Source organism: Shimia sp. R9_2 (assembly GCF_017743735.1).
Taxonomy (GTDB): Bacteria; Pseudomonadota; Alphaproteobacteria; order Rhodobacterales; family Rhodobacteraceae; genus Shimia.
This window is the reverse complement of record NZ_JAGHRO010000004.1, coordinates 1-12,771: the sequence shown is the minus strand read 5'-3', so window position 1 is coordinate 12,771 and position 12,771 is coordinate 1. Positions and strand designations below refer to the sequence as shown.

13 protein-coding genes are annotated in these 12,771 nt (G+C 52.4%); 8 read left to right on the top strand and 5 right to left on the bottom strand.

The genetic code is table 11. The features are described from left to right. Positions 1-20: 20 nt before the first annotated feature. The 3 genes from J7400_RS10970 to J7400_RS10960 are packed head-to-tail and all read right to left on the bottom strand — an operon-like array spanning position 21 to position 1,085. Positions 21-377, bottom strand: coding sequence for a recombinase family protein (locus J7400_RS10970; RefSeq protein ID WP_209063090.1), 357 nt, complete (start codon positions 375-377; stop codon positions 21-23). Continuing rightward, positions 374-859: a recombinase family protein gene (locus J7400_RS10965; RefSeq protein WP_209063088.1), complete on the bottom strand. Its 486-nt coding sequence runs from the start codon at positions 857-859 to the stop codon at positions 374-376. Before J7400_RS10965 ends, J7400_RS10970 begins: the two co-directional genes overlap by 4 nt. Before the next feature lies 1 nt (position 860). Continuing rightward, positions 861-1,085 carry a hypothetical protein gene (locus J7400_RS10960; protein WP_209063086.1) on the bottom strand — a complete coding sequence of 75 codons (225 nt, stop codon included), beginning with the start codon at positions 1,083-1,085 and terminating at the stop codon, positions 861-863. Positions 1,086-1,474: 389 nt separating this feature from the next. On the opposite strand from J7400_RS10960, the gene J7400_RS10955 reads away from it, so the two are divergent. Genes J7400_RS10955 through J7400_RS10935 form a run of 5 tightly spaced genes read left to right on the top strand, consistent with a single transcriptional unit; the run spans position 1,475 to position 9,238 of the window. Then, complete coding sequence (locus J7400_RS10955; RefSeq protein WP_209063083.1) at positions 1,475-4,417, top strand: DEAD/DEAH box helicase family protein; 2,943 nt, start codon at positions 1,475-1,477, stop codon at positions 4,415-4,417. Further along, positions 4,414-5,877, top strand: coding sequence for a restriction endonuclease subunit S (locus tag J7400_RS10950; protein WP_209063081.1), 1,464 nt, complete (start codon positions 4,414-4,416; stop codon positions 5,875-5,877). The genes J7400_RS10955 and J7400_RS10950 overlap by 4 nt, the downstream gene beginning before the upstream one ends. Before the next feature lies 1 nt (position 5,878). Further along, on the top strand, positions 5,879-6,838 hold the full coding sequence (locus tag J7400_RS10945) for a toll/interleukin-1 receptor domain-containing protein (RefSeq protein ID WP_209063079.1): 960 nt from the start codon (positions 5,879-5,881) through the stop codon (positions 6,836-6,838). 58 nt (positions 6,839-6,896) lie between these two features. After that, on the top strand, positions 6,897-7,796 hold the full coding sequence (locus J7400_RS10940; protein WP_209063077.1) for a DUF5655 domain-containing protein: 900 nt from the start codon (positions 6,897-6,899) through the stop codon (positions 7,794-7,796). After that, complete coding sequence (locus tag J7400_RS10935; RefSeq protein ID WP_209063075.1) at positions 7,796-9,238, top strand: class I SAM-dependent DNA methyltransferase; 1,443 nt, start codon at positions 7,796-7,798, stop codon at positions 9,236-9,238. Before J7400_RS10940 ends, J7400_RS10935 begins: the two co-directional genes overlap by 1 nt. A 40-nt stretch (positions 9,239-9,278) precedes the next feature. Here J7400_RS10935 and J7400_RS10930 read toward each other — a convergent pair whose 3' ends face one another. Further along, positions 9,279-10,394 (bottom strand): phosphoadenosine phosphosulfate reductase family protein, encoded by a 1,116-nt coding sequence (locus J7400_RS10930; protein WP_209063074.1) that lies wholly within the window; start codon positions 10,392-10,394, stop codon positions 9,279-9,281. Continuing rightward, positions 10,387-11,040 (bottom strand): hypothetical protein, encoded by a 654-nt coding sequence (locus J7400_RS10925; protein WP_209063072.1) that lies wholly within the window; start codon positions 11,038-11,040, stop codon positions 10,387-10,389. The genes J7400_RS10930 and J7400_RS10925 overlap by 8 nt, the downstream gene beginning before the upstream one ends. A 26-nt stretch (positions 11,041-11,066) precedes the next feature. Here J7400_RS10925 and J7400_RS10920 point away from each other — a divergent pair, with 26 nt between their 5' ends. The 3 genes from J7400_RS10920 (at position 11,067) to J7400_RS10910 (ending at position 12,121) form a co-directional block, all read left to right on the top strand. Further along, positions 11,067-11,276, top strand: coding sequence for a hypothetical protein (locus J7400_RS10920; protein WP_209063070.1), 210 nt, complete (start codon positions 11,067-11,069; stop codon positions 11,274-11,276). Next, positions 11,245-11,622 (top strand): hypothetical protein, encoded by a 378-nt coding sequence (locus J7400_RS10915; RefSeq protein WP_209063067.1) that lies wholly within the window; start codon positions 11,245-11,247, stop codon positions 11,620-11,622. Before J7400_RS10920 ends, J7400_RS10915 begins: the two co-directional genes overlap by 32 nt. Positions 11,623-11,716: 94 nt before the next feature. Further along, complete coding sequence (locus tag J7400_RS10910; protein ID WP_209063065.1) at positions 11,717-12,121, top strand: hypothetical protein; 405 nt, start codon at positions 11,717-11,719, stop codon at positions 12,119-12,121. Positions 12,122-12,771 lie beyond the last annotated feature (650 nt).

The following is a 12,771-nucleotide window of genomic DNA, read 5'->3' as shown; positions in this document are numbered from 1 at the left end:
AAACAAGGGCCAGAGCTTTCTCAAAATTCAAAGTTGGGGCTCTCAATGTTTGCGCCAACGGCCGCAATCTGGTCACGTATCTTCCAATGGGTCTGAACATTTCGAGCGAGGCGGGAGATATCATCAATAATCACAATATGGGTGTTGTTTGCTTTCTTCTTTAGAAAGCTCGTCATTGCTTTCATGCCAGGCCGCTTTTCAACGCGCCCTGTTATTTCATCGGTGAAAACCGCCGCAACATTGTAACCCTGCTGCTCTGCAAACTCGCGGCATCGTGTTATTTGACTTTCGAGACCATGCCCCTCTGCCACCTGCTTCACGTGGGAAACGCGAGCATAAATTGCGACGTTCTGAGAGTTGTTATGTCCTTGCTTCATTTGATTTCCTTTTCAATGTTGCGGCGGCGGATCGGGGTTGCTTTGCGCTTGTTTGCACTCTGGAGGGCCAAGACAATTTTCTTAGTTTGAAGGTCCATACAAGCTGGCTGCTCGCCTCCGCAGTCGTAGAAATGGACTGTCACACCAGCGTCTTTGATTTTTTTTCTGAGATTGCGGTAGTGCTCGCCATCTCGCGAAAAGCGCGAGGAGTCTTCGGTGACCAAATGCACCGTTTTGCCTTGCTCTGTCTGAATGTCGCTCAATAGCCGCCTCATCCCCGGATGGTCGTCAGAAAGGCCTGAACCCTTGTCGAGATAGACGTTCTTAACCAGCCATCTGTTTTGAAATGCGTATGCGAGGCCAGAGTTTATTTGACGATGAAGCGCGGTGTTTTCCGATAGGCCTTGGTAAAAGGCAGTTCGCGCGTAAATTAGCGCGTAGGTGTCTTGCGATGTGTTCATATGTGCTTGTTCCTTTTTCATTTCAGTTAGACTTTTGGTGGGGGCAGACTGTGAAGCCGAGTTCGACCAAGCAGAAGATCATTGACCAAAGCGTTTTGAGCAGCTCTTCCTTTTGCTGATCCGACAGTCCAGGAGCTTCGAGAAAATGCTGATAACGTTCGATATCGAGCGCTACTGTTGGGGCTTGGCTTGGATTGCTTACTGTGCCCGAAACGTGGAATTCTGCCGTATCTAAGAGCTTACTCATCGCCATCTCCTTTATTGATGGCCGTCAGCCATCAACCTTTGGGTGCCACCACTTGGCACCTGACAAGACAACGATGTTGGAGCGCGTTTCTGGCCTTCCTGAGCACCCTGTGAACAAAAGATTGGCCAGTTTTCCGGAAACCAAAGCCCGACCTCGAACTTCTTCGGGTGTTATGTGGCAACTGAACGGGGGGCAGTGAATTTTTGCTGGAGGCAATGGTATCTGCATTCATGGCACCTTCGTGAGAGCCGCTCCAAGCAAGTGCCGTAAGTTGGCCATCAGGGCCAAATACGCGAATTTGGATACGGTTCCGCCGAAAGCGCGCCTCGCGCTATTCTTTCACTCCAGTGCCCGGCTCTGCAGCTCTTCGTTCGAGGAGCTTCCCTGACTTGCAGTCGACGATGCCAATCGCATCGGGGTTAGCAGCTGAAGTTCGACGCCGGAATAATCAAGCTTTCCGGCTCAGAATTCAACTCCCAGATTTTCAGCCTGCACATGGTCCAGTTTTACTTGAGGTTGTGCTGACAATCGGTAGGTTGGAAAAAATTGTTCTTTTTTCCGAGGTAATTATGCCCACCCCCGAAGAAATCGCGCGGAAAAAAATAGACGAGGCTTTGAACCTTGCTGGATGGGAGATCCAGGATGGTCAGGACTTCAATCGCAACGCAGCCCTTGGCGTGGCTGTTCGGGAATTTCAATTGAAGTCAGGGCCTTGCGACTACTTACTGTTCATCGGTGGCAAGGCGGCTGGTGTGATCGAGGCGAAAAAAGCCGGCGTAACCTTGAGCGGAGTAGCGGAGCAGTCGGAAAAATACATGGCTGCGCTTCCCGAGCACTTGGCCAAATGGGACAGCATTCTTGTCTTCGATTACGAAAGCACGAGTGACGAGACTTTTTTCCGATTTTTGAGGGATCCCAAGCCCCGTTCGCGCCGCGTTTTTTCCTTCCACAAACCCGAGACGCTTCTCGAATGGGTGAAGGATGGTGGCACTTTGAGGGGCCGTTTGCAGACGCTGCCCCCGCTTGATTCGTCCGGTCTTCGAGACTGCCAGATTGACGCGATCCAAGGCTTGGAAAAATCCCTCGCAGAAGACCGCCCTCGGTCGCTGATTCAACTTGCCACCGGCGCTGGAAAGACCTTTACCGCATGTTCCTTCAGCTACCGTCTGATCAAGCACGCAAAAGCAAAGCGGATTCTGTTTCTGGTTGATCGAAACAATCTCGGCGACCAAACTCTCAAAGAGTTTCAAAATTATCAGCCACCAGGTGCAGCAAACAGGTTCACAGACACATACATTGTGCAGCACCTCCACTCTCATCGGATCGACCCCGATGCGAAGGTCGTCATCACTACCATCCAGCGCCTTTATTCGATGCTTCGGGGGGAGGAAGTCGAGGGCGAGCAGGAAGAAACATCCGCCTTCGAGACTTGGGAACAGGAAGAGGGGGAAATCCCCCCGATCGAATACAACCCTCAGATCCCGATTGAGATGTTCGACTTCATCGTCACTGATGAATGCCACCGCTCTATCTATGGCCTATGGCGGCAGGTGTTAGAGTATTTTGACGCTTCGATCATTGGCCTAACGGCAACACCATCAAAGCATACGCTTGGATTTTTCAATCAGAACCTTGTTGCGGAATATCCCTATGAGCGTTCCGTGGCGGACGGGGTGAACGTTGGTTACGAAATCTATTCGATCCGCACCAAGGTGACTGAAGAAGGCAGCAAGGTGGAGGTGCAGGACAGTGCCTTCCAAGTGCCCGTGCGTGACAAACGCACACGCGCAGTCAGGTATCGCGAGCTGGATGCCGATCTCGAATACACAGCCAAGGAACTCGACCGCTCTGTCGTAGCTCCAAACCAAATCCGCACTGTGCTACAGACCTACAAGGATCGTGTTTTCAACGAACTTTTCCCTGATCGCACTGGCGAATGGCTGCCAAAGACGCTGATCTTCGCCAAAGATGACAACCACGCAGAGGAGATCGTGCATATCGCGCGTGAGGTCTTTGGTGAGGGCAACGACTTTGCCAAGAAGATCACCTACCGCAATACGGGCGAAGACCCTAAAGCGATGATCAAAGCGTTCCGTGTGGATCCATTCCCGCGCATTGCGGTTACCGTCGACATGATCGCTACCGGCACGGATATCAAACCTGTCGAGGTTTTGATCTTCATGCGGGACGTGAAGTCAGAGGGTTACTACGAGCAGATGAAGGGTCGTGGTGTGCGCACCATCCCGGATGCTGACCTGAAACAGGTCACACCGGATGCCCAGACCAAAACCCGTTTTATCCTGATCGACGCCGTCGGCGTGACCGAGACCAAGAAGAATGCCAGCCAGCCGCTGGAGCGCAAGAAATCCGTCAGCTTTGACAAGCTGATCGACCAGATCGCTCAAGGTCGGCGGGACGAGGATGCTCTTTCTTCCCTGGCTGCGCGTCTTGCGGTCCTGGATCGCAAGCTGGAGGATGAGGATAGAAAACGTATCGCTGATATGACCGGTGGTAAGACACCACGAGACCTGTCCAACGCGCTGCTTGATGCCATCGACCCGGACAAGCAGGCAGAAGTCATCCAGACCAAGCACGGCCATGCACCTACCCCGGAACAGGAAGCTCAGGTGATCGAGGACCTCACCGATGCCGCCTGCGCCCCCTTTGATAATCCCAAGGTTCGTAATCTGATCAAGGATATCAAGCAGAAGACGGAAATGATCATCGACGAGGTCACAACCGACGAACTGCGCACGGCTAAATTTGACGTCAAACACGCTGAGGAGCGGATCAGCTCATTCAAAACGTTCCTGGATGAGAACAAGGATGAAATCACTGCGCTGCAGATCCTCTACAATCAGCCTGCGGGCAAGCGCCGCCTGACTTATGCGCAGATCAAAGAACTGACGCAGAAGATGAAGGATCCGCCACGCTATCTACAGACCGCTGATGTCTGGCAGGCCTACAAGCGGGTGAACGCAGCTGTGGTCAAAGGGGCTCCGGTGGATAAGCAGTTGACAGAGGTTGTGGCACTCGTCCGCTTTGCCCTGGGGTATGACAAGGAACTCACCCCATATGGCGACAGCGTCAAACAACGCTTCAATCTTTGGATCGGACGTGAGAAAAAGGCAGGGAGAGATTATACGGCGGAACAGATGGACTGGCTGCGGCTGATCGCAGAATTCATCGCCGCCAATGCAGAAATCACGCCACGCGATTTCATGGAAGTGCCGAGCCTGTCGGACAAGGGCGGTATTCTGAAGGCACGGGCGTTGTTCGGGGACGGGTTGAATAACATGCTGGATGAACTGCAAGGGGCGCTGGTCGCGTGACGGGAGACTTGCCTGAAGGATGGACCACCGTCAGCTTAGGTGATCTTCTTGAGAGGATCGAAGCAGGAAAGAACTTTCGCTGCGAAGAGCGCCCACCCAACGAGGGAGAAGTTGGGATCGTCAAAATTAGTGCCGTGACTTGGGGTAATTTCAAGGACGACGAGAGCAAAACGATCGGAAATCCCGAGCAGGTAAGTCCCGCTTTGCGGATCGAGACTGGGGATCTTCTGATGAGCAGGGCCAACACAATTGAGTTGGTAGGGGCGGCCGTCATCGTTGGATCGCTCACGCGGAATCTGCAGCTGAGCGATAAGGTTCTTCGCCTTCGTTTGGCGGTGCCGATCCAGAACTGGGTAAACCGGTATCTCAACTCTCGAAGCGGGCGCGACCAAATTGAAAGTTTTGCAACTGGCGCGCAGATGTCCATGCGGAATATTTCGCAAAAAAATATCGCTCGAATTGAACTACCGTTACCTCCCCTAAGGGAACAGCAGCAGATCGTTGAGAAGGTCGAGATGCTGTTTGCGCGCCTGGATAAGGGGGAAGAGGCGGTGCGCGAGGTGCAGAAGCTCCTGAAACGCTACCGCCAATCCATCCTCAAATCCGCCGTTACTGGCGAGCTCACTGCCGACTGGAGGGCTGAGCGCGAAGGAGAGCTTGAAAGCGGCACCGACCTTCTGGCGCGCATTCTCAAAACCCGCGAAGAAAACTGGCAAGGCCGCGGCAAATACAAAACCCCTGTCGAGCCTGACACTACTGACCTGCCGGACCTGCCCGAGGGGTGGGTGTGGGCAAGTCTTTCACAACTCAACGTCATCAAAGGTGGCGTGACAGTGGATAAGAAAAGAGAACCGAAAGATCCTGTCACTTTACCGTATCTTCGGGTGGCGAATGTCCAGAACGGTTTTTTGGACCTTGGTGAGATCAAGGAAATTACTGTCGATCGTGAGAAAGCAGAGCAGTGCCTTCTCGATGATGGAGACATTCTCCTGAACGAAGGTGGCGATCTCGACAAGCTTGGTCGAGGCTGGGTTTGGCGCTCCGAAATAGATCGCTGCATCCACCAAAACCATGTGTTCCGAGCACGCCCAGTTCTCAAGGAACTTTCGTCTGAATTCATATCTCTCTACGCGAATGGCTTTGGCCAGGGGTTCTTCATGGACAAGGGTAAGCAGTCTGTGAATTTGGCTTCGATCAGCTTGACAGCGATCAGTGGCTTGCCGATCCCTTTGCCAAGCACTGAAGAGCAGGCTGAGCTTGCAAGGTTGCTCGACGATGAGATCACGAATTTGAAGAAACTGGAGCAGCTTTGCGAAGCAGAACTGAAACGCTCTGCGGCTCTCCGCCAGTCGATCCTGAAGGATGCTTTCTCAGGCCATCTTGTCCCCCAGGATCCAGATGACGAACCCGCCTCAGCGCTGCTGGAGCGCATTCAACAATCTAAGAAGAAGAGAAAGTAACATGGGCGCTCGGGTATTCATCTCCTATTCCCACAAGGACGAAGATCTTCGGGATCAGCTCGAAGTGCAGCTTTCGATGCTGAAACGTCAGGGATTGATTGAAGTCTGGCATGACCGCAGGCTCCTGGCTGGCGATCATCTGGATTGGACCATCAGCAAAGAGCTGGATGAGGCCGACGTCATCCTGCTGCTTGTCAGCCCGGATTTCCTGGCCTCTGACTATTGCTACAAGATCGAAAAGGGACGTGCCCTGGAACGGCACCGCGAAGGCACTGCACGGCTTATCTCCGTTATCCTGCGCCCGTGTGATTGGCACCATACCGATCTGGCCCAATACCTGGTTACACCTACAGATGGCACCCCTGTCACACGGTGGGCCGATCGGGATGAGGCGTTCCTCGACGTCACGACATCTATTCGGCGCACCATCGAAGAGTTGGGCGTTGGCGCTGAGGCGAAGGAAAAGCACGACTTCATTGAAGCGGCGGAGCCCGCTGCCGAGGTAGAATTGCCACGGTCTTCGAATATGCGCCTTCGCAAGGAGTTCACCAAGGCAGATGAGGATGGCTTCCTGCTTGATGCCTTTGAGTTCATGGATCGGTTCTTCCAAGGCTCGCTGCAGGAGCTTGAGGCCCGCAATCGAGGCATCCAGGTGCGTCATCGGCGGATTGACGGAAACTGCTTTACCGCAACGATTTACCAGAATGGCGATAAGGCCGCGTCCTGCACTGTCCGTCTGAACGGGGCGGTCGGCACCGGGATTACCTATGCGGCTGGTGATGACGCTGGCGCGGGCACCTTCAACGAAAGTCTCGGTGTCGAAAAGGATGATCAAAAGCTATTTCTGCGCCCCATGGGCATGCCTTTCATGGCTCAAGGCAACGTTGACAAGGCAATGAGCCATGAAGGTGCCGCCGAGTATTTCTGGGCACTCCTGATCAACCCTCTGCAAGGGAACTGAGGGATGAGCACTAAAGCCAATAATTCAAGCACTGAATGCCCGAAGACGAGACTGTTCCATGAGTGATATCAAATTGTTCCGGCAATCAGGCGATACGCTTGAACAGCTTTCCACGCCCGAAATTCCGTTGGAGAAGGCTCTTCAGACCCTTTTCGAGCACAATCTGGAGACCTTGCTTGGCGTGCGTTTCCTGGCGTCGGAATACTCCACAACAAATGGCGGCCGGATGGACACGCTGGGCATTGATGAGAACGGCTATCCGGTCATCATCGAATATAAACGTGACCGCTCAGAGAACGTGATTAACCAGGGGCTTTTCTACCTTGATTGGCTCATGGACCATCGTGGGGACTTTGAAATCCTGGTGCGTGACAAATTTGGCAAGGATACCGCGCAGGCAATCGAATGGAGCGCCCCCCGCTTGATCTGCATCGCTTCCGATTTCACCAAATACGACACACACGCAGTCAAGCAGATGAGCCGAAATATCGAGCTGATCCGCTATCGGGCCTTCAGTCATGACCTTCTGCTGCTTGATCTGTTGACGTCGGTATCGACCGCGCCGACGACGGTCGTTTCGTCGTCAGGAAAGGCTAACAAATACAAGACGAACTCAGAAAGCTTGGCTGATGCCAGTGAAGACTTGGCAAACCTCTATGCCGACATTGAAGCGTTCATGATCTCGTTGGGCGACGACGTCGTTAAAAAGGCGTTGAGGTTTTACTTTGCCTTTAAGCGCATCAAGAATTTCGCGTGCGTTGAGATCAAGCCGTCGATCAATACCATCAAGCTGTATCTGAAAGTGAACCCCGATAGTGTCCAGTTGGAAGAAGGGTTCACGCGTGACGTTCGCAACGTTGGTCACTTCGGCACTGGAGATTTGGAAGTGACACTGAAGACCCACGAGAACTTTGAACGTGCAAAAGACCTTATCCTTAAATCCTACGAGGCATCCTGATGACCAATGAACAGCTTGTCTCCAAGGTTTGGAACTATGCTCATGTCTTGCGGGACCAGGGCGTGTCCTATGGCGACTACATCGAACAGATCACATATCTTTTGTTTCTGAAGATGGACCAGGAACGCGTGGACTTGCTTGGTGAACCCTCTGCAATTCCAACTGACTGGCAGTGGTCCCAGCTGTCCGGCAAGACCGGTGACGAGTTGGAGCTCCACTATCGCCATACGCTCGAAGCGTTGGCCAAAGAAGGTGGGTTGATTGGCACGATCTTCCGCAAGGCTCAGAACAAACTGTCAGACCCCGCGAAGCTCACCCGCGTCGTCAGCCTGATCGACAAGGAAGGTCCCTGGATCGGCATTGGCGTCGATGTGAAGGGGCAAATCTATGAGGGCTTGCTTGAAAAGAATGCCTCAGAAGTGCGTTCTGGAGCTGGTCAATACTTCACGCCGCGTCCAGTAATTGATGCAGTTGTCGAATGCGTCGCCCCGAAAATTGGCGAGACCGTCTGTGATCCAGCCTGCGGAACGGGTGGTTTTTTGCTCTCTGCCTACGATCACATGAAAGGCCAAACGCAAGATCGCGATAGATTGCGTGACCTGCGACATACGTCTTTCACCGGCGTCGACATCGTGGACGAAGTCGTTCGACTGTGTGCGATGAACCTGTATCTGCACGGGGTGGGCAACGGTGGGAGCCCTGTCTACCAGGGAGACGCGCTATCTGGTGACAACGGCAAACGCTTTGATGTGGTTTTGACCAACCCACCTTTTGGGAAGAAATCCAGCTACAAGGTGGTGGGCGAAGACGGACAGGTTTCGACTGAGCGCGAGAATTACGAGCGTGAAGATTTCAAGTTCACGACATCGAACAAGCAGTTCAACTTCCTTCAGCACATCATGACGGTGATGGAAGCCAACGGGCGTGCAGGAGTTGTGCTGCCCGACAACGTGCTTTTCGAAGCTGGCCGTGCTGGAGAAGGGATCCGGAAACGTCTGCTCGAAGGTTTCAACTTCCATACACTGCTGCGGCTTCCTACCGGCATTTGGTATAGTCCTGGCGTCAAGGCGAACGTCCTATTCTTTGACAAGCGACCTGCGTCGAAGGAGGCGCAAACAAAAGAGCTTTGGGTCTACGATTACAGGACAAATATCCATAAAACACTCAAAACCAAGCTACTGGTTCGCTCAGACTTGGATGACTTTGTTCGTTGCTACCAAGCGCGGAAGGAAACTGAGCGTTTTAAGCGATTTACTTATGATGAGCTTGTCGGAAGGGACAAGCTCAACTTGGATATCTTCTGGCTCAAAGATGACAGCCTCGAAGACATTGAAGCCCTTCCAACTCCCGATGTCTTGGCAGCAGAAATCGTGGAAAACTTGGAGGCTGCCTTGGGGCACTTCCGGTCAGTAGCTGAAGAGCTCGGCGTAGCGGAAGAGTGATATGTTAGTAATACCTCAATGTATGCCGTTCACCAGGAACTTACGCTGAAATTGGAATAGGTATCGACTTGGTCCTTTGGCTTTGAATTCTCCGCCGCTGGGAAACAGGACAAGTTTTGGGCCTCAACCCAAGCTCATGTTCTATGTCGTAGTCGCGCTCCCAGAGCATGAAGATGTGTTCAAGCTCCCCCTCGGCAAGGATCTCGGTTCCAGTCGTCCGTTCGAGGTGAAACAAGCCCAAGAGAATTTCTTCTCGTGCGGCTATTGAGAAAGGCCCTGGCCTCTCAACTCCATTGCGTCGAACTGGCCAGCGACGTTTTTCATCATTCCGGACTTCGGCAAGCCAGTTTCGGAACTCCAAAAAAGGTTGTAACTCAGAGTGGCCCGCATCTACCATTTTCGTTGCTGAATGGTCTTTGCGCACCACTGTGCATGTCCAGCATCCAAATCGCCCGCTGCCGCAGGGGGGAGAGTTGGGGGACTTTAGCACAGGGCATTCTCCCGAGGCATCTCTATAGATGTCTTCGATTTCACGGGCGTCTATCGAAGTCGGCATTCCCAGGCAAAATACGGCATCCCAAACGTCCGAAATTGAGAAGTCCAGTATTGGCAAATAGATCGTTGCTGAAGATCCACCTTGCTTCTGCCAATAATCGTCGCCATTCTTTTGGATTGACCGTTTCCGTTGCTGGCTCTCGTCGCGCCGACTGCCAAGGACCACGATGGTGTCATCGGAACCGAAGGATCGCATATATTTAGTAACGGGATTTATTCGTAGAGCTTTCGTGCACCAGCGAAAACTGTTGGTAGGCGTCGGGTAGCCACGACCTACGACCTTGGCAAAGAACCGATCCTGAACGGGCGCGCTTAGAATATCCACACTAAGTGGAACCTTCGCGTCTTCAGCCTCTCGGCGGATATTTTTCAGAGTGCGCTTTACATATGAGTCTATGACTGGGTTTTCTACGCCGGTATCGCAATAAATTAGGGAAATTCCTGATGGCTTTCTGTCTGCTTTCTTAAGCGCCGCCAGGAACACCTTCAGGGTAGCCGTGGAATCCTTGCCTCCCGAGTATGCAATGACCCAGTTCTTGTCTGGGTTTTCTTCTATTGCTCGCTTAGTGCGCTGAATCGCAGGCAGTATTTCCTCATTCATCTTCGAAGTATTCTCTTAGCTCTTTTGAGTGAAACTTTCGAATGATGTCTAACTGCTTATCTCCAATTTCTTTATGCTGTTTCGTCAGTGACCTTGAGATTGGAATGGTTGCGACTGCAATGAATACTGAAAGCGCTAAACCTATCAGCGCCCCCTGGGAGCCAAATGCGAAGTGGTAGATAGTTGATACTATTGCGTATCCGATCGAAATCACTTTTAGATCCGCCACCGATGTCCAAAGGAGGCCATTGAACATTGCTCTTTTGGACTGAGTCATTAGGCTTTGGTCTGAATTTACGATGCGGTAGAAGATTGGTCTGATATTCTTCCAATCCGCCTTCACTGAACCCGCATCACCGCCACCAATGTCAATCAGACCTTCAGTGATGTTTGCTTTTACTTCATCATGGTTTCGACGATTTGCCCATTGGCGAAAACTTGGAAAGGCATAATACAAAACAGCGACAATGATTGCTGGAGCAGTTTTTCCAAGTGTTTCTGGGATCAGGGGGGTGTCAACTTTCCAATCCCCCGTGAAATTTCCCAACAGCGCCCACCCCGCTACGACGAGGAAGCCTGGAACGAGGAACCTTAGCAGTTTGAGTAAATCCAAAGACATAGGTGAGCTTTCAAGCGCTATTTGCATAAGGGTGATTTTCCCCGCACACCTACATGCTTGAGTTGATTTGCGCCATGGGTGATGAGAATATTTCTATATTTCGCTTTGGTTTCGAGGAAATGGCCAATCTATTCTACGGAAGCCACACAATGACGCTCCAAGGAGCCCATTGGCATCGAGTTTCTCTTGAAGCTGCCCAACTTCTGGGAAGCATGGCACAGGAGATCAACCATGTGCATTTTTTCACTGAACCCGCTTCGTGAAGTCCAGGACTTTGCCTACCAGCACGATCAGGCACTGCAGAGCGCATCGCTCGTCCTGGCAGGACAATTTGCGTTGAAACGCACCCAATCCCTGCTGGATGAAATTCGCAGTGCGAATGCGATGACGCGCCGTCTTCAGAGAGGCATCGTCGAACTACACAAACTGCTTTCGCTCTACTACGTGCACGACGAAAACAGCATCGAAGCGGCATACTTCGCGGATCTGGATCCAAGTGCCCCATACGTCGAAGAGATTTGCCTCCTGACAGAGGCTCTGACCGATCTTCTGACTCTTATCGACTGTGCCCCCGGACAGCCGCTCTCTGACTACCTCCTTGCTGCCTGAGGCAGCGTTTCCGGTCGGTGCAGCAAATGCCGACCGCTTGAGAACTCAGCCTCCTGCTGCGTTCACCAATACGGGCAGTAAAAGGAGACCACCTATGTCCCGCGATAGAATCGAAGAAATGGCATATCACTGCCTCGTGACAGGCCATGATTTCGCCAAGGCCATCGAACTGCTGGAACTTCCGATCAAGCCGTCATTCGATCTCTCTTACCGAAGTCTTCTGGGGAAGCTGAAGAACGGCGATATCCTGGGGAAATCAGATCTGTTCACAGTTGATCAGATTGGCGACATTCTTCGGGCTGAGATGAATGCGACGAGAACCGGCTATGGTGACCGAGCGTTCGAATGCTACACCGACGAAGACGTCATCTTCGACCGTGATTTGGAGCTGATGCGGCGTGCGGCTGTTTGCTATCGGTGTCTTATGTCAGCCAGTCGAGCTTTACGCGATCTGTCGAACGCCCGCCGGTGGGTTTGCTCGCTGGAAGCAAGAGAATAAGGCGGTCAATCGCAAAATGCACTGGGTAGAATTTTCAAAATTCGGGTCGCGAAATTTCGCGGTCCGCATTCTCAGTTTGGGCTTATGAGCAAAAGTTGTCGGAATGGTGGGTGCCTTGTCATAAGGCACTTTTTTTGCCGGCCGAAAGGGAAAACGGTGAAGGGCGCTCGGAGTTTCTATTGACCTCTGCTCGTGTCGCTCGACGCCTCTTGAGAACATCTGAGACATTAAAGGGTAATGATGAGGACGCCCCGAAACACTGCAAACCCGACGCCCAACGGAAGCTTTCCGCCCATCCTGGCAATTTTCCACGTTGGGGCAGCGCCTCACGGAGAATGTGAGGCGCTGGACGATACCATTCTACAAGGGCCAGTTTAGGCCGTTTAGTTGGTCCTCCCAGTCAAGAAGAACTTCAAAGAGAGTGTTCGAACTTTCTCTCGTGGGGGGCACCATCACCTTCAGGATAATCGTTCGCATCCCCTTTAAAACAAGGGCTTAATCCATCTTATGACGTGTTGTGCATTGATCCTCCCCCACTGAAGTGGTCCGCCGCTATGTTTAGGAAAACGGAGGATTCACGATGGGAAACAAGCGACACAAGCCCGAGGAAATTGTCACGAAGTTACGACAGGTTGAGGTGCTTGCCGGGC